Below are 18,201 nucleotides of genomic sequence, written 5' to 3' on the forward strand. Positions count from 1 at the left end.
GAATAAGATGGATCTAACTTTATTTGACTCATAGTGATGTTTATATGTATCATTCTAAAAATCAGGTCCTATTGTATGGTTTAGTTCTTGTTCAATATTGCTTAATAATGGATTATGGGATCTTATCGTATATGAGGTTAGTGATGAGTTCCTGATGATTGATCCACCCATATAATCTAAAAAACGTGAAGGAGAGATTCTTTTCCAACCTCTAGAGCCTATTTACAAACTGGAGGGTGTTTATCTGGATAAAAATTTATTATTTTTATCCTATCGAGGTGATTCCAATATTTCAGGATATTTTTATTGAAGTAGCAAAGAATTGGACTGGATCACTATCAATTCACTTTCCCGGTTTGATTCATTCAACAATAGCAAGAATACTGCAATATTCGTCCTTTATCATAAATGATAAACGATTAGACTCGCTATATAAGATTCAGGCAATAATTCTATCAGATCATATGTAGTGACTATCTCATATGAGTAATCGTTTTTCGACAATTATGAGAGATTACTTCTTGTATTGAATTTGATTATAACAAGAGATAACGAGAATATTGATATAGAGCACTTTCACTCGTAAACAGGATCCTGAACAACGTGTATGATTTGTAAATGCTTGTAATCGGGCCCTAATGGGTAGCTGAGTGATCTCAACAACCGTTATCATTTTCTGATATGCGACAGGGTGTCTTTTATCATTTCCTTATACGAAAAAAGGGTTTATGCTTTTTCAAAGCACTTCATTTTATTTATACAGTACCAGGTGCCTGGTATTTTTTAGCAAAAATTCTGCCATCAGTCACGGTGATTGAGTCAGGAAGAACCCCTATTGCTCCGGAGTTTGCATTCATCGCCTTAAGGGTTACTGAATAGGTTCCAGGAACTGTATAGGTATGAGTTGGATTTATCTCCCCTGATGTTTTTCCGTCTCCAAAATTCCAGATGTACGAGGTTGGATTGCCCTGACAGGCACTGGTAAATGCAACAGTCAGAGGAGCTGGACCTGTGAGAGTATTGGCGGTAAATGAGACCTGAACCGCATCAGAAGATCCTGAAGTAGAATTTGTCTGGATTGTAGGTACTGCGTTTAAAGACCAATTATTGACCGACCCGAGCATGCTGGTTCCACCATTGGGTCCTGGCTGGGAAAGGAGGGACTCCATATCAACGGTCTGTGTTGTCGTTGCAGAATCAGAGTTCTGGATCTCAACAATCCAGGCATCATAATCCCCATGATTGCCTGATACGTCGCCATCATCAGATGCAGTATAACCAGCTACCAGGTACCTGTCGCTGGAAACTTGAATAATCGATCTTGCATCATCTTCTCCAGTTCCTCCAAGACATTTCTGCCATAGGAGATTGCCATCAGCATCAAGTTTCACTATCCAGGCATCGTAATTACCGTGGTTACCAGACACATCACCGTCATCTGATGCGGTATACCCGGCAATCAGATACCCATTGTCAGAATCCTGTATGACAGATTCAGTACCATCATCGCCTGAACCGCCAAGACATTTCTGCCATAGGAGATTGCCATCAGCGTCAAGTTTCACTACCCAGGCATCGTAATTACCGTGGTTACCTGAAACATTCCCATCCGTGGAGTTGGTATATCCCCCAATTAGATAACCGCCATCAGTGGTTCTGATAAGTGATAATGCTTCATCATCACCGCTGCCACCGAGACAATTCTGCCAGGCAATCCCCCCGGTGGTATTGAGACTGACTACCCATGCATCATAATCGCCATGATTACCCTTAACATCTCCATTCGTGGATTTAGTTATTCCTGCTACCAGGTATCCTCCTTCAGAAGACTCTAATGCCGAATTGATCTGGTCAAAACTACTTCCCCCAAGACAGTTTTGCCACTGGAGTGTCCCGTTTGCATTGAGTTTCTGAATCCAGCCGTCGTATCCTCCATGGTTTCCTGACACATTTCCATCCTCAGAGCCTGCACCTCCAGCAATGAGATACCCTGCATCAGCAGTCTGGATTCCTGACCATCCCCAGTCATATTTACTTCCTCCAAGACTGTTTGCCCATTCAGTTGTACCGTTAGAAGAGAGTTTCAGTACCCATGAGTCATCAGCACCATGGTTGCCGGTTACATTCCCGTCTGTAGAGTATGAATACCCGGTAATCAGGTACCCCTTATCAGCAGTCTGGTTTACAGACATACCGATATCAATATCTGATCCTCCAAGACTCTTTTGCCATTCAATGGATCTATTAGCAGCGAATTTCACAACCCAGTAGTCATAGTAACCGTGAAATCCAGACACATTTCCATCGGTAGAATTGGTGTAACCGCAAAAGATGTACCCTCCGTCAGTAGTATTAGCCATTGAGAAGGCACCATCATCACTGCTTCCACCATAGCACTTCTGCCAGGTTACATTACTGCCAGTGGTGTCTTTCGCTGCAGATAATGCTGATGTTATTGAAGTACTACCCGCCTTCACTTCCTGAGCCGAAAGGGTCATGAGTTGAGGTTTTTCTGCTGGCTGAAGCAGTGGTGTTGTATTGTTTCCAGAAGTGATATTAGATCCATGAAGTATTCCCGGGCCTGAAAACTCTGGTGCCGGCCCTGGGATAGCAGATACATTCAATGTCAGAAGACTGATACAAACCAGCCCGGTGAGAAGTATAAAAAAGCATCTCGCCGGATATTTAAAATAAGAATCAATTCTCATATTTCCCCATTTATCTCCCGTACGCGGCAAAACCATCCACCATACAGTAGTTCTTCGTACTATTTGAAAAGCAATATAATTATCGATATATGTTAGGGTATCGAGTTTGAAGATCAGAACCAGGTATCGGAATTAATCCTATAATGGATAACATTATTGGGTCTGGCAGAAAGAGTTGTGTTCCGTTGGTTGGTACGTCTACATATTACCCTCGCATCTCATGATTATTCGGTGAAAAAGGAATGATTGGATAGAATAATCAGATAAAACCGGGTATTGAAGAAAAAACTGAATTTGTTACCTTTCATGGTTTGATGGAGTAATACACAACCAGGACCCTGATATTCGATATTATCCTCCTCTGCCAATCCTGATTTTGTTTCCTTCTCTTGTTCTCTTTTTAATCTATCCAAAAACTCCTGGATCAATATCGTCAAGTGATTGTCCTTTTGTTTCTATTCTAAAGATCACTGTCACAAGAAGTCCTGCGAGTGATACAATCCCTATTACCACAAGAACACCTCCAATACCTGCAATATTCTGGACAATGGGGATAAGGAAAATTCCCACGGCAGCACCGGCTTTTGCAACTGCTGAAGCTAGTCCATGAGCTGATCCGCGAACTCTTGTTGGAAAGAGTTCAACCGGCAGGATGAACGTGGTTGCATTAGGCCCGAGATTTAAAAGCAGATTGAAGAAAATGAATCCGCTGAAGATGAGATAGATGTTGCTCCCAGACATCCACGCCATCAGGATAAGGAGCATGCCAAGGGTCATACCAATAAAACCATAGATCTGAAGTTTGATTCTCCCTATCTTGTCAACATACCGCATATTGAGCAGAAAACCCGCGAGCAGGAAGATATCAAGGAATGCAGATCCGGCTATTGACTGGTATATCTCATCAAGACCGGTTCCTCCTTTATTTGTGAAGAGAAGTCCTGCAAGCAGTATCGGGAGAAATATCCCGACACCATACATTGCTATATCCATTAAAAACCAGGGAATGGTGGCCAGGATTGTTCTCTTCCGATATTCTTTCGAAAAGAGAATTGAAAATTCAGAGTGCTCTTGTATGGTATTGATTGGCTCTTTATCCTGTCTTTCAACGCAGTCCCTGATTTTATCCTCTTTATGTGGGATAATACGACAGATAACACTCGCTGCCTGCCTGAAAAGTCCCTGTCCGAGATACCACCGGGGACTCTCCGGGACAGTTGCCCTTGCTATTAAAACGATTATAGCCGGAATTGCTCCTGATATCAGCATCCATCTCCAGGATGACGGATCAGGGTATATAAAGAGGGTAACAAGCCCAACGATTGCAGCGGCAAACATTCCGACTGCCTGAAATGCAAATGCTCCAATAAGCATTCTGCCTCTGAGCGCTACAGGCATAAACTCAGAGATATATGAAGCACATATCGGGTAATCAGCACCAACACCCACACCAAGGAGCAGGCGGAAGATGATGAGAGAGGATATGTCCCACGCAATACCGCAACAAAATGAAAAAATGATGAACAGGAAGAGATCGACGATATAGATTGATTTTCTCCCAAACCTGTCTGTGAGAATACCACCAATTGCTGCACCAAATATTGCCCCTATAACGGCAGCAGATCCAATAGCTCCCAAAAGAAGAGGAGTTGGTGAGAGGTCCCTGATGATCAACGGGAGGGCAATTGAGATAATAAAAAGATCATATCCATCGAGAAAAATTCCCATTGCGGATAGGATCCAAATTCTCCAGTGAGTCGGCGTAAGATGTGAACAATCAAGAAGATGACACAACGCAGCATCTCTCTTCGCAATTGCAGCAGCTTCAGACAAACTGTCACACCTTCAGACTATGGTACCGACAACAAGTCATGCAAAATTTGTTTCGCAAAGTCATGAGGGTTAAGAGTCAACATGTTCCTATATAATGGTAATTCAGCCTCGAAAATCAAATTTTCAGGCTTAAATATCAGTAATCAGGATAGATCTCATATATCCAAGTGCCATACATGTATGCCTGAAAATTATCAATCGGATTCTCACCTCACGAGTGGAAATACGGGTGTATGGAAAAAATGAGAGAGCTGATCGTGTATCCCGGATGTAAACATGCAGATTACTTTAAAAATGCGGATGCTATTCTGAGTTTCCTGACAATTGCATGAGGCTATAAACTATCCAGACGAACGGATCAGGAGCATGAATATCGATCTTCAGGTCCTGAAATCACTCTCTCGTAAAGAGAAGATATTATCGGCAGCAGTTCTGGCACTTGTATGGGGAGGAATTGTGGTCGCCTTGATTCTGTCAGAACTCAGGATCATCGAAGATCCAGGAACCTTCTTCTGGGGCTGTATTGCAGGATCCATTGTACTTGCTTACCTGGCGGTGAAGAAAAAGAAACTCGACCTTGTTTCTCTGCTCACCCCTGTGTATGCAGTCATCATCTTTACCGCTCTTGGCATTACTCCAAATCTTCTGCTCCAGGTATTATATGCAGCCTCTATCACTTTTCTGCTGTTCAGGATTCATCAGCGGTATTCCTAAATCCTATAATCCGGACTATATCCATTTTAGATTTCTTTTCTGGTAAAACTGATAAAAAGTATCCAGAGAATTGGAGGTCTATACCTGGATGAACCGTTTAAAAAAGGATGGTTTATTCGGAAAAGACATTATCATAGATCATGTCTGAACCGGTTGCCTCAAGACGTGCACGTTCTGCCCTCTCTTCTGCGAGTGCATGGATTGGCGGGGTCATGTCACGGCCTGGAACATGCTTGAACATCTTCTCGATCTCAACCTGTTGTGCATGCATGAAGAGTGCATTTGGAATGTCCACTGCACAGAGTTCTTCACACTGTCCACAGTTGATACAGGAGTCAGAGATGTGTGCGAATCTGATCAAGTGGAACATGAAGCCTGGTGGCACTGTACCTTCCGGAATGTACCATGGTTTCTTGGTAGAGCACTCGATACAGTAACAGATCGGACAGTTGTCGATACACTGGTAGCATCTGATGCACCGTGAGCTCTCGGTCATGATCTTCTGGAGCCGGTCTTTTCCAGCACCAAGGCCTTCAAAGTCGCGATGACGCCACTCTTCACCGAGTTTAAGCATTGCTTTCTCGACTTTGCCCCTGATATCAATACCCTTTGGATCTGGTGCACAGGTCTCGACAGCTCCGCTCGACTGGGCACCGTTCAGGAGATTTGCTCCCTTCTCAGAGCAGATTTCAATGAAGGTTGCCTTTCCTGCCTTCTCACCAAAGACTCCCCAGTTACCACAGGCAAGATCAGCCTGACGTGGAACTTTCATCTTGCAGCGGCGACAGTTAGACCTGCGTCCGTATCCTTCTTCTTCAAGTTCCTCAATCTTGATTCCCTTGTGACCGCCCTCGAACTCGATGATGAACTGACCCTTGTCGATCTCTTCCTTGTGAACAACATCAGGGTCAACCTCGAACTTCTCTGAGATCATCCGGCGTGCATCGACCGGACTTACAGATCCTCCACAGTTGACACCGATCAGGATAACGTTGTCAAGGTTGATCTGGTTCCGCTTTGCCATCTCGTAAAAGGCCATTGCGTCGCAACCCTTACAGGTAACCGCGAGTTTACTGTCCTTAGCACCGTTCAGGTACTTCTTGATGATCTTTGGAAGCAGAAGGGTACCACAGTGGAGTGATCCGGCAGTTGTGAGAATCTCTGCAGGGTCGGTAATGACGGCAGGTACTGCATCGTACAGGTCTTTACCCTTCTTGATTGCGACAACTGCATCAACAGTCTTGCTCTCAAGTGCGTACTTCAGCAGGGCAGTGATTGCTCCTCCACACTCTCCTTTCTTGAGTGTCTCAGCATCTTTAGCCCATGCATATACCATTTCGCCTTTCGCTGCCATGTTCAGGCCTCCTTGTCAACTGCAACAGTAAAGGCCGGCTTGGCTGACTCTTTAATCATTACTGCTTCTGGTTTGTCGGTCTGTTCCAGGCTGATACCTTTGTATGCCGGAACTGATGCGATCATTTCTGCAAATACATCTTCACAGGACTTCCATCCAAAGTCCTTGCCCATTGCTGCTGCAATGTCTGCTGTGATCTTCCAGTCGGCAGTTGCCAGTTCCGGAGCATCTGCAGCCTTGTGGACACGCTGGATTCTGCGTTCTGTGTTGGTCTGGGTCCCATCCTTTTCTGGAAGAGCTGCAGCTGGAAGTACGACATGGGCAACATCCATGAATGGTCCTGCAAGGCTATCCTGTAAGATGACAAGGCTTGCCTTCTTGAGTGCTTCAATGGTTACCGGGTATCCGCATTCGCAGACCTTCGGGTTGTCTCCGCCCATATAGACTGCTTTAGCCTTGCCTGCAAGGACTGCTGCAAATCCGCTTCCTTCTGCCGGAACTGCTCCGACATCAACAGCTCCCTGGCCGTTGTTGCGGCTGCGGAGAACTAATATTCCATCAGCGTTACCGGTGAGGATTGCAAGGTTTGCCATTGCCCGTGACCCGGCTTCAGTAAGAGCAGTTGGTGAGAATGCAAAGACGCCCTTGCCTGATGTGATAAGTTCAGCCGCTGATTTGATAGACTCCTCAGAGACACCGGCTGCATCTGCAGTTGCTGATGCTACTGACTTTTTGAAGTCAGCAAATCCTGCAATCTTCTCAGCAGCCTTGTCGTACTTGCCTGATTTAATGACTTCAGCTGCAAGAGCGTTGATGAATGCAGTTCCGGCTGATTCCTTGTAGGTTACAACTTCATCAGCAAGGTTTCCGGTTGGATTTGCTACTGAAGATGCATACAGAATCTTTGCACCGGATTTCTGTGCTGATGTTATCTGGCTGATAAGAATTGGATTCTGAACGTACAGGTTAGCACCGACAACTACGATCACTTTTGCTGAAAGGATAGAGTCGATTGAGCAGGTGGATGCATCAAATCCTACTGATTTTGCAATTCCTGTCCCAATGGCAGAGTTGAGACAACTCTGGGTATTGTCAATGTTCCCGGTTTTAATTACATCTTTTGCAAGTTTGACCATTGCATAGATGTCTTCATTTGTGGTTCTGGCTGATGCAATACATGCCACTTCATCGGGTTTGAATTCTTTGAGTTTTTGTGCTGTGAAAGAAATTGCCTCTTCCCAGGAAACTTCCTGAAGACGCCCGTCTTTTCTAATCAATGGCTTCTTGATGCGGTCGGGGCTGCTTAGGTACTCTTCACAAAACCCACCCTTAATGCAGAGTCTTCCCTCATTTACAGGTGAGCGGTGGTATGGCTGAGTTCCTGATACTACCCCATCCACAACCGCAAGGTTCATAGAACAACCAGTTCCGCAGAACGGACAGGTTGTCTGGACGTATTTAAGGTTCATTACATCGCTCCGTTGCAATAACAGGTTTCATTAGGAATTATATGAACTTATGATATAAGTTCAACAAACTTGGTGATTATTGATGGGTAACTTCAAAAATTTTGAGTGATTCAAAAAAGCGAGTCGGTTTTTCAGAGATGAAGATAATGAGATGTCCGATCTCATATATTTGCCTTCATGACCTATATATCTTGTATGAATTATGAATAAAGATCTTCTCATTCCTCCAATAATTGCTGATTGTATCTATTATGCTGTGTCAGGAGTCTCGGAAGTCCAGTTTTTGCACACTTCCGGATGCCCGATTTGCTCTGGTCAATTAATATCTCACGATCTCAAAAAACGGCGCTTCTCGACTATAAAAACAAAAGATGGAATCTCTCATATTAATGTATACGTTAAGAGATTCCATTGCAGGGATTGTGGGCATCTCTGTTATGCTGATGCTCCCTTTTATGAAAGCAGCAGGTTTGGCTCTCCTATCATAGACTTATGTCTGGTGCTCTCCCATACCTACTCATACTCGTACACTTCACATATTCTTGACCAACTCGGAATTATCATTGACCGAGGTACAGTCAGAAAAATAGTACAAAAATATGATCACCCGGTCAAGGTTGTTGACCTGTACGGGATTCAACTTCCAAGTTCCATTCTGGCACTATCAGCTCTTGGTATGAAATCTGCCCAGTCAGTTCCATTATCAGGCACTGAGGTCTTACAGGCCTGTGGTTTTCCAGAACCTTTATAAAATGTCTTTTGACTTTACCTGGATCCAATAAGAAACCATTATTGGGATATCCGGCTGACCTCAGAACAGAGGATCCGTAATGGAACTGAACGGTGTAACGATTGACAACACATTTGCAGAAGGATTCCCCATCTGGGTTTCCCGCGTAATTATTACCGCTGTAACCCGGGAATACGCTATGAAGGCTGCTACTGAGGCAACCGGCTTTGCAACCTCAGCTATCGGCTGTCCCTGTGAGGCAGGCATTGAGGGATACCTCAGCGGTGACGAGACTCCGGACGGACGCCCGGGCGTCTCAATTATGATCTGTGCCTCAAAGAAGAAACTTCCAGAGCAGGTTATGGAACGTATCGCAGAGTGCGTTCTTACTGCAGCAACCACCTCTGTCTTCAATGGCCTTCCGGAGGCTGAAGAGAAGTTCGATATCAAGATTCACTTCTTTGGTGACAAGTTCGAGTCCAAGGTTGAGATCGGCGGGCGTGCCTGCTGGAAGATCCCAATCATGGAAGGCGACTATGTTGGAGAAGAGGTCTTCGGTATGGTCAAGGGTGTTGCAGGTGGCAACTTCTTTGTCATGGCAGAGAACCAGATGGCTGCACTTCTTGGTGCACAGGCTGCATCTGATGCAATCCTCGAAGTCAAGGGAACTATCACCAGCTTCCCAGGCGGAATTGTTGCATCAGGATCCAAGGTCGGGTCCAAGAACTACAAGTTCCCAATCCCGGCAACAACCAACGAGCAGTACTGCCCAAGCATCAGAGACAAGGTTCCAGACACCAAGGTTCCAGAAGGCGTCAAGTCTATCTACGAACTCGTTATCAACGGTGTTGACGAAGCAGCAGTAAAGAAGGCAATGGCTGCCGGTATCAAGGCTGCAGTAAAAGTTCCGGGTGTAACCTTTATCAGCGCAGGCAACTACGAAGGAAAACTCGGACCCTTCCAGCTCAAACTCCACGAAATCCTTGCATAAGAGAATTTTTAGGAGTATATACTATCGGCATGACTGGTGAGATATCAGTCATGAGGCAAATATCCGGATAAATCCGGATATTTCTTTTTTTTTTCGCTAAAATATCAGTAGATTCATCCCAAAACGCTTAAAAGATACCTCGAACAAACAAGATCCTGTGGAAAGCTTGGGAGATCTGTGTGGTTGATCTACCTAAGCCTGTCTGATACGTTATCTCGAGGATGATAACACATGAAACATGACGAATTCAAAAAGGTCCTGCTGGATGCAATCGACAAGGAAGTTGAGTCATACACCTTTTACAAGACCGTTTCAGAACGGGTAACTGATGCAGCTCTCAAAGGTACATTCCTTGAACTTGCAGAGCAGGAAACCTATCACCGCAAGACCCTTCAGGAGTACCTCAGTGGCGCAAAGAAGGAGCTTAAGTTTGATGAGGTCAAGGATTACCACCTTTCAGACATTATTGAGGCACCTGCCCTGACAACCGAGTTAAAGCCTCTTGACGGCCTCAAGATTGCAATCAAGAAGGAAGAGGATGCAATGCACATGTACCAGAAACTCTCTGATGCAAGTACTGATGCAGAACAGAAAAAACTCTTTGCCGAACTCTCCAAGATGGAACTTGGACACAAGGCACGGCTTGAAGATATTTATACCAATTCGGCCTTTGTAGAGGCCTGGTAATTTCTTTTTTTTCTGTAATCTCTTTACACAGGCTCTATTTCCGGTGGCACACGATACTCCTGAATCAGTATTACTCTCAGATCCATTCCGGTGAGACTATGGGATCAGAATACGATATGATCTTGGGGGATGTGTACGATGAAGGCGGCGAAGTCTTCAGTCTGGGATCTATATAACGGTGCGAAACAGTATGTGGTGCCGCTTTTTCAGCGGCCGTATGTATGGTCACGAGCTCAATGGGATCAGCTCTGGTCAGACATCACCGAACAATACTCATTGAAAGTGGGAAGTCCGCGGGATAAGATACCTGACAGGTTTCTCGGATCCATCGTTGTGGTCAGGGAGTACGAGAAAAATCTTGACAAATATACTATTATCGACGGTCAGCAGCGGATAACCACCATCAGTATCATCCTCGCGGTGATTCGTGCGTTTGCGAAAGAACGTGGTGTCAACGAACTATACGAACAGATCTCTGACTTCCTTAAAAATAGTCCGCGAAGTGGAGAAGGACAATATGTGGTCATTCCCACCCGGGTAGATAAGGCATCCCTGTATCACATCTTTGATGAGGACTATAACTTCGAGCACGACTCCCGGATTGTTGAGTGTTTTGATTTCTTCTGGCGCAAGATAGACGAATCACATGATCTTGACATCACATCTCTGCAGCAGGTGATCACTGAGGATCTCTGTGTTGTTTACATTGAACTTGACCAGGGAGAAAATCCCAATCAGGTGTTTGAGGCCCTCAACTACCGTGGCGTTCCGCTTGAAGAGTCAGATCTCATCAGAAACTTCTTTTTCGCAAGTCTGGAGTCACCTGAGGTTGCTGAGAGCCAGTATGATCAGTTCTGGAAACCAATGGAAGAGAGGTTTGGGAACCATCAGGATCTCATCTCACGCTTTCTTCGATACTTTTGCATGAGGGCTGGTGATACTATCCGTTCAGGAGAGATCTTTGAATCGATCAGGAGAACGTTTCTTGGTGCACCTCCTGATGAGATTAAAGGCCTTCTGCAGGATATCAACCGGTTCTCTGATTACTATCTCCGTCTGCTTCAACCTGAACTTCTCCCGCTTGAGAAGGTTATATCAGAAGAGATCAGGCGACATCTTGGCAGGATCAAACTGCTCGGATCAGATGTTACCGCCCCATTCCTGATGGACTGTTTTGGATGGAATGATCCTGAGTACAAAAACGGGATTGAACTTGCTGATGACCAGTTTTCTGCCGTCTTAAAACAGGTTGAGACATACCTGGTCAGACGCGCAGTGTGCGGGAGATCTGATGTCGGGTATGAAGAGGTCTTCTCGCTTCTGTGCAGAACGATTAACAAGGATGGAGGACCGGTTCAGGATCAGGTTTCCTCGTTCTTTATACGGCTTGAAGAGCCGTACCGGATGCCTGATGATGATGAGTTTGATGATCACCTGAGATACAGCGATCTCTACCATCCTGATACTGAGAATACCAATGCCTGGGTAGTAATGACGGCCCTTGAAACGTACTTCTCTGATCAGTCACCGGCATCAGAGGCATCAGCAGGTATCGATCTCTTCGATGATACGCCATCTGAGCAGATGATTGATCATATCATGCCTATTGCACTGACTGCATGGTGGCAGGATCACCTGGGATCAGACTGGCAGACCGTTCACCAGGATTACCTCCATCGTCTTGGCAACCTGACTCTCACGATGGAAAATTCTTCCATTTTAAACGCTGATTTTGATACAAAGAAGGCATGGTATGCCCTTGATACGCACCTTCTTAATTCATCAATGAAAGGGATCAAACTCTGGCGTAAATTCCAGATTGATCAACGGTCCGGTGTCCTAGCTGCGTTTTGTAAAAAAATCTGGCCGTACCAGGCTAAAATCGCCCCCCCTGTTGTGATACAGGAAGAGTCTGTTCCCGGGCTTCGGTTTGGGGATATCCCAAAGACAGCAAAACCTGTAATGGTCACCGTGCAGGGAACAGCCCATGCAGTTAAATTCTGGTACCAGGTTCTTGAGGTTACCGTCCGGGCAATCTACGAAGCAGAACCACAGAAGTTTGAGCGTATTGTACGTGAATGGCCGGGGTACTTTTCAGATGATTCGTCCCGTTATAAATCATCGGTAGGTCCGTACACATTCAAGTCCCGGTTTGGAAGATACCAAATCCGTGATATGTGTATGGGAATGATTCGTCTGGTTGGCTGGAATGATGATTCCTGGTCATTAGAAGTAACATATCATTAATCCTTTTTTCCAGGGAGAGAGTTTATTTAGTTTGATACCGAAAATTCTGGTAACGAAATTTTCGGCGACAAAAAATGAACCCTTCTATTCAGACAACTACTGAAGAACTTTCATCCAAAGCCAGATCTACTGAAGTGAACCTGGTAGATCCATATATTATTCATTATCCCTGGATTACCGCTCTGGCGTCTGAAGATGGTAGTCAGGTTGAACTCATCGAATGTTTTGACTGTATCGGTGGTGCGATGTGGGTGAAGAAGCATTATGCCAAGAGCCCGCTTGTCACCTCAGTCAGGACTGTCGGTTCGACGAACCGGTATATCCTGAAGACCGGTGCTGTTGATCTCAATCTTGAAGGCTCACGGTTTCCGGCAGGCATCTGTGCAGTCAGTCTCTCTGATTCAACAATCCAGATCTCGTACCGGGGTATGGGCGGTGGAGGGGTTGGTGCCACCATCTGTCGTGCTACAGCTGCAGGTGTCATTTCTTCAGAATGCGAGGAATCAGGGGGAGGGAAGGTTGCAGGATCTACACTGACCTTTGCCAGAAATACGAGAGTGCTTATCGGGGTTGATGACACCGATACTCCAGAACAGGGTGCAACCTGGACCCTGGTCCACAATATCGCCCGTGCTGTGACCGGCGATCCAAAGAATGCGGGTCCCCACCGCTATCTCTCACATACCATAGTTCAACTCTTCCCGGTGCCATTCAGAACCAAGAACTGTGTCGGAGTTGTCGCCGAGTTTGCATCTACAAACCCGCAGGACCTCATTGACCGTTTTGCCGGGCTACTCAAAAAGTACACACTATCAGAAAAAACAGGCATGGCTGTGTATACCGGCTTTTCTCCAGATACTCTTCTTGCATTCGGTGAGAAGGTCAAGCGTGGTCAGGTGGAACCGGATGAGGCAGGCCGGCTGGAAGGTGGAAATCTCCGGATTATCATGAATGGCCGTGGAATTACGGGAGCATTAGCCGCTATCCCGTTCTACACCCGGTATGATGAGGCACTGGAACTCTATGGACCTTAACCAGTGGGTAGATCTAAAAGCGCGATTACTCGCAATCGGAACGGCACAGGTCACCGGTGAACCAATAGATGAGTATGTTACCCGTTCAACTGCCGGTCCGGGAGCAGGGGGCAGAGGCTCCCTCTTCTTCTCAAATGGGAGTCATCGTGTCAGACTCTCACTGGCTGATGCATCTCCGGTTCAGATAAAACATCTCGGCGAAGGAAGGGTAGAACTCACCATTGACGGAGAGAAATTTTCCGGAGTGCTTGAGCATCCTGCCCTTCACTGCCCGAGACAGGCATACATCACCATCACACCGAGCTGCATCTTCTCCTGCCGGTATTGTAATGTCCCGGTGCTGAAGGGAAGCCGGAAGACTCTAGAAGAGATCGAGAGCCTTGTTGAATCTGTATATGGAAAAATTGATGCGATCTCCCTGACCTCCGGTGTTCTGGAGAGCATAGAAGAAGAAGAAGCATACGCTGTGAAGGTTGTCTCGCGTCTCACCAGGTTTAACGTCCCCATCGGTGTCTCAATCTATCCTACCCTGCAGACTCCGGCAAGACTCAAGCAAGCAGGGGCAGCTGAGGTAAAATTCAACCTTGAGGCTGCAACACCGGACCTCTTTACTGCAATGTGTCCGGGACTCTCATTTGGCTCTATCAGAGATATCCTCCGGGAATCCGTCAGGCTCTTTGGAAGAGGGCATGTCTTCTCAAACATTATCCTCGGGCTTGGAGAGAGTGATGCCGAGATGCAGGATTGCATCGACTCGCTCTGTCAGGATGGAGTGATTCCGGTTATCAGGCCGCTCAACCCTATTGCAGAACTCAGTGAGTTCACAAGGCCGGATGCAGCTCGAATCGAACTCATATTCAGGTACCTTGAGGCTGCTCTGAAAAAATCAGGGCTTGACCCCTCGATGGCCCTGACGATGTGTCCGGCATGTATGGGATGCGATATGATCCCGGGGAGGGAATGATGTCTCCCGGTGAATCAGGTGAAGATCTGCTTGTTCGCACCATCAGGTCGTGTACTGACCGAATCTATGCGGTTCCCGGCTATCCGGTATCTTCTCTGGCAGACCGGTCTGGTGCAAAGCTTGTCATCAACGAAAAAGTTGCCCTTGAACTGGCAATTGGTGATTCCCTGGCTGGCAGACGTGCCTGTGTTATCGTGAAACATGTAGGTATGAATGCCCTTGTCGATCCCCTGGTACATGCGACATTTCAGGGTATCAGAGCCGGTGTTATCATCATTTGCGGTGATGACCCGACCGCGAAAAACACCATGACCGTACAGGACTCCCGGTACTTTGGCCTGGTTGCTTCCATTCCTGTTCTTTCAGGTATTTCAGAGTCAGGAGTCAGCGATGCCTTATGTGCCTCCGAGCAGTATTCACGGGTTGCTCTTTTGCGGGTCAGTGCAGAAGAGATAAGTCAGCCTGCCAATACCTCACCTTCTGGATTAGTTTGTCCGGAAAACAACCCGGCCACAGGTCTTGCTGATCCTGCCCTGACGATGTACGGCAGAGCAGTCCGTGCAGCTGCAGGTTCTACCCTCATACAGAAAGCGGGTCTTGCACCACATCCTCTTCCTCCGGTTCAGTCATCATCAGCACCGCAGAACCGGAAAGAGCGTGGCAGCACTCTAGGTCTTTGTGCTGACTGTCCGTTCAGATCGATGTTTGAACTGATGGCAAAGAAAGGAATGTCAGCAGTCTGCGATACCGGTTGCAGTCTTATTGCAATGAACCCACCCTACTCGTTTGGGGTCGCTTGCTACGGCATGGGCTCGGCTGTCGCAGTTGCTGCATCTTCCGGTAATGCTGCACTGATTGGGGATTACGCTCTTTTACATTCTGGGCTGCAGGGACTGATGGAAGTATACCAGGAAGGGTTGCCTCTCCTCTGCATTGTGATGGTAAACCAGTGTATGGGAATGACTGGTGGTCAGCCGGTCCCTGATCCCCTGCCATACCTGGGCTTTGCTCATCCGCAGGTCTGTGATGTAAAAGACCTGAAACATCTCGAAGAATTGTTAACCATCCCAAAACGGCCGATGACAGTACTTGTCTATGGCTCTTGTCCTGAGGAGATTGATCATGAAACCGTGGCATGTTGAGATCTGTGACGTAACACTCCGCGACGGTGAACAGACCCCCGGAGTCTCGTTCACACTTGAAGAAAAGCAGGATATCGCTCAGCGCCTTGACGCAACCGGTGTCGAGGTGATAGAGGCCGGATTTCCAATCGTTTCGGTCCATGAAAAGGAGATTGTGCGATCTGTCTCCCGAATGGGCCTTGATGCAAAGATATGCGGACTTTCACGAGCTTGTCGTGAGGATGTTGATGCAGCCCTTGATGCCGAAGTTGACATGATCGGTCTGTTTGTAGCCACATCAGACCTCCATATCAAACATAAATACAAAAAGTCTCGGGAAGAGGTTGTTGCAAATGCCCTCACGCAATGTGATTACGCCATTGATCACGGACTCATTGTCAGGTTCGGTGCCGAGGATGCTTCCCGGACACCACTTCCGGTTCTCATAGACATCTACAGGCAGGCTGCAGAGCATAAGGCTAGTTATGTCACCTTTGCAGACACCACCGGACGACTTACCCCACTTGAGGTAGCCACAATCATCCCTGAACTCGTCAGGAATGTACCGGTTCCGATAGCGATGCATAGTCATAATGACCTTGGATGTGCCACGGCAAACACAATCATCGCAGCCGAGCTTGGTGCCTACCAGTTGCACACAACGGTGAACGGGCTTGGTGAGCGGGCTGGAAACGCCAGCCTCGAAGAGGTGCTTGTTACACTCGCTCTGAAAGGAGGAATCAGCCGGTATGATATGACCCAGATTCCTGCTCTTTCTAAGAAGATCCAGCAGTATACCGGGATCATGATGCCTGCGACCAAGCCGGTGGTCGGGTCAAATGCATTTGCACATGAGAGTGGGATTCACATCGCTGCTATTCTAGAAAATCCTGAAACGTACGAGTTTGTTCCGCCGCAGCTCCTTGGACTGGATCGGCAGTTCATTCTTGGAAAACACACCGGAAAACGAGCCCTCACTCACATTCTCACGACATTCGGGTATCAACTCCCTGATGATGAGATCATGAAAGTTCTTGAAGAGATCAAGAAACAGAGCGAAGGCAAGTGTGTCATATCCCCACAGATTCTGCAGGATATCATTCGAAACGAAACCGGAAAGGAGATTATCAATGGAAACTCTGTCAGAGAAGATACTGGGTGCTCAGGCCGGAAGTTTTAGTGACAAACAGATTGACAAAGCATTCTGTCATGACGGTACCGGTATTCAGGCCAAGATAATTTATGATGAAATGGGAGCTCCGGGGATTGTAAACCCTGAAGCCTGCTATGTGATTTATGATCACATCGCCCCTGCCAATACCAGCCAGACTGCTGATCTTCACCGTGAACTCCGGGATTTTGCAACAAAGTCCGGTATGCACTTCTCTGACATCGGTGGTGGTATCTGTCACCAGTACATGGCTGAAGGACGTGTTCTTCCCGGTGAAGTTGTCATTGGTGCTGATTCACATTCCTGTACACTTGGGGCCCTTGGTGCATTTGCGACCGGAGTCGGGGCTAGTGATATGGCAGGAATCTGGGTATCAGGAGAGACATGGCTCCGGGTTCCTGAAAGCATTGCACTCTACATCTCCGGGACTTTGGGAAAAGGTGTTGAGTACAAGGATCTTGCACTCTGTTATGTTGCAAATCTGGGGATGGATGGTGCTACGTACAAGAGCCTTGAGTTTCGTGTTGATTCGACATCAGAAATCCCAATGGAAGGCAGGCTCACGCTTAGTAACATGGCTGTTGAAGCCGGGGCAAAGACCGGTCTCTGGTATGCAGACAGAATTACCCGGGAATACCTTGCCAGATACGGGCAGACCTGCCAGGATCAAAAACCTCACGATGAACCGTTTTATACTCAAGAGATTTGGTGGGAGCTTGATGACTTAGAACCGTGTCTTGCTGTTCCCCACCGGGTTGATACCGTAAAATCCGTATCTGAACTTGCAGGAACCCCTCTCGATCAGGTCTTTATCGGGACCTGTACGAATGGGAGGTTTGAAGACCTGGCCCGTGCAGCAGCAATTCTGGATGGGAAATCTGTGGCAGTCAGAACCATTGTTGTTCCTGCATCACAAGCTGATTACCTGCAGGCTGCCACATCGGGTGTTTTGGCAACCCTTGTTGCTGCCGGTTGCACGGTGTGTTCTCCCGGGTGTGGGCCATGTCTTGGTGCTCATATGGGAGTGCTTGGCGATGGAGAGGTCGGGCTCTCAACTGCGAACCGGAACTTTAGAAATCGGATGGGTGTTGGTGCATCCTATTACCTCTCTTCGCCATCAACTGCAGCAGCCAGTGCAATAGCAGGGGAGATTGCTGATCCCAGGGAGGCTGTATGAC

General features: G+C 46.9%; 14 protein-coding genes. 10 read left to right on the plus strand and 4 right to left on the minus strand.

Annotated features, from left to right (window positions below; all coding sequences use genetic code 11):
- Positions 1 to 755: 755 nt before the first annotated feature.
- Entirely contained in the window at positions 756 to 2,708 is a 1,953-nt protein-coding gene (locus tag DK846_RS11190; protein ID WP_181391743.1) for a PKD domain-containing protein, read from the minus strand.
- 405 nt (positions 2,709 to 3,113) lie between these two features.
- Entirely contained in the window at positions 3,114 to 4,541 is a 1,428-nt protein-coding gene (locus tag DK846_RS11200; RefSeq protein ID WP_245926529.1) for an MFS transporter, read from the minus strand.
- 366 nt (positions 4,542 to 4,907) lie between these two features.
- Between DK846_RS11200 and DK846_RS11205 the strand changes: the two genes are divergently transcribed.
- On the plus strand, positions 4,908 to 5,255 hold the full coding sequence (locus tag DK846_RS11205) for a hypothetical protein (RefSeq protein WP_109969044.1): 348 nt from the start codon (positions 4,908 to 4,910) through the stop codon (positions 5,253 to 5,255).
- A 112-nt stretch (positions 5,256 to 5,367) separates the two neighbouring features.
- Here the strand turns inward: DK846_RS11205 and DK846_RS11210 are convergent, their stop codons facing one another.
- Together DK846_RS11210 and DK846_RS11215 are read right to left on the minus strand one after the other, a co-directional pair.
- Positions 5,368 to 6,609: a Coenzyme F420 hydrogenase/dehydrogenase, beta subunit C-terminal domain gene (locus DK846_RS11210; protein WP_109969045.1), complete on the minus strand. Its 1,242-nt coding sequence runs from the start codon at positions 6,607 to 6,609 to the stop codon at positions 5,368 to 5,370.
- Positions 6,610 to 6,611: 2 nt separating this feature from the next.
- Positions 6,612 to 8,078 (minus strand): molybdopterin oxidoreductase family protein, encoded by a 1,467-nt coding sequence (locus DK846_RS11215; protein ID WP_109969046.1) that lies wholly within the window; start codon positions 8,076 to 8,078, stop codon positions 6,612 to 6,614.
- Between the two features lie 202 nt (positions 8,079 to 8,280).
- Between DK846_RS11215 and DK846_RS11220 the strand changes: the two genes are divergently transcribed.
- The 9 genes from DK846_RS11220 (at position 8,281) to DK846_RS11260 (ending at position 18,200) form a co-directional block, all read left to right on the plus strand.
- A complete protein-coding gene (locus tag DK846_RS11220; RefSeq protein ID WP_109969047.1) occupies positions 8,281 to 8,829 on the plus strand; it encodes a hypothetical protein in 549 nt (182 codons plus the stop codon).
- 79 nt (positions 8,830 to 8,908) lie between these two features.
- Positions 8,909 to 9,799 (plus strand): formylmethanofuran--tetrahydromethanopterin N-formyltransferase, encoded by an 891-nt coding sequence (gene fhcD / locus DK846_RS11225; protein ID WP_109969048.1) that lies wholly within the window; start codon positions 8,909 to 8,911, stop codon positions 9,797 to 9,799.
- Positions 9,800 to 10,030: 231 nt separating this feature from the next.
- Entirely contained in the window at positions 10,031 to 10,486 is a 456-nt protein-coding gene (locus DK846_RS11230; RefSeq protein ID WP_109969049.1) for a ferritin-like domain-containing protein, read from the plus strand.
- Positions 10,487 to 10,624: 138 nt separating this feature from the next.
- Positions 10,625 to 12,733, plus strand: a complete 2,109-nt coding sequence (locus DK846_RS11235) for a DUF262 domain-containing protein (RefSeq protein WP_181391744.1) — start codon at positions 10,625 to 10,627, stop codon at positions 12,731 to 12,733.
- Positions 12,734 to 12,807: 74 nt separating this feature from the next.
- Positions 12,808 to 13,767: a methanogenesis marker protein 11 gene (gene mmp11, locus DK846_RS11240; RefSeq protein WP_109969051.1), complete on the plus strand. Its 960-nt coding sequence runs from the start codon at positions 12,808 to 12,810 to the stop codon at positions 13,765 to 13,767.
- A complete protein-coding gene (locus tag DK846_RS11245; RefSeq protein WP_109969052.1) occupies positions 13,757 to 14,731 on the plus strand; it encodes a radical SAM protein in 975 nt (324 codons plus the stop codon). Before mmp11 ends, DK846_RS11245 begins: the two co-directional genes overlap by 11 nt.
- On the plus strand, positions 14,704 to 15,873 hold the full coding sequence (locus DK846_RS11250; RefSeq protein WP_245926530.1) for a thiamine pyrophosphate-dependent enzyme: 1,170 nt from the start codon (positions 14,704 to 14,706) through the stop codon (positions 15,871 to 15,873). The genes DK846_RS11245 and DK846_RS11250 overlap by 28 nt, the downstream gene beginning before the upstream one ends.
- A complete protein-coding gene (locus tag DK846_RS11255) occupies positions 15,854 to 17,032 on the plus strand; it encodes a homocitrate synthase family protein (protein WP_109969054.1) in 1,179 nt (392 codons plus the stop codon). The genes DK846_RS11250 and DK846_RS11255 overlap by 20 nt, the downstream gene beginning before the upstream one ends.
- Positions 16,983 to 18,200, plus strand: a complete 1,218-nt coding sequence (locus DK846_RS11260; protein WP_109969055.1) for an aconitase/3-isopropylmalate dehydratase large subunit family protein — start codon at positions 16,983 to 16,985, stop codon at positions 18,198 to 18,200. Before DK846_RS11255 ends, DK846_RS11260 begins: the two co-directional genes overlap by 50 nt.
- The last annotated feature ends 1 nt before the right edge of the window (position 18,201 follow it).

It is taken from the genome of Methanospirillum lacunae (assembly GCF_003173355.1).
Lineage (GTDB): Archaea > Halobacteriota > Methanomicrobia > Methanomicrobiales > Methanospirillaceae > Methanospirillum > Methanospirillum lacunae.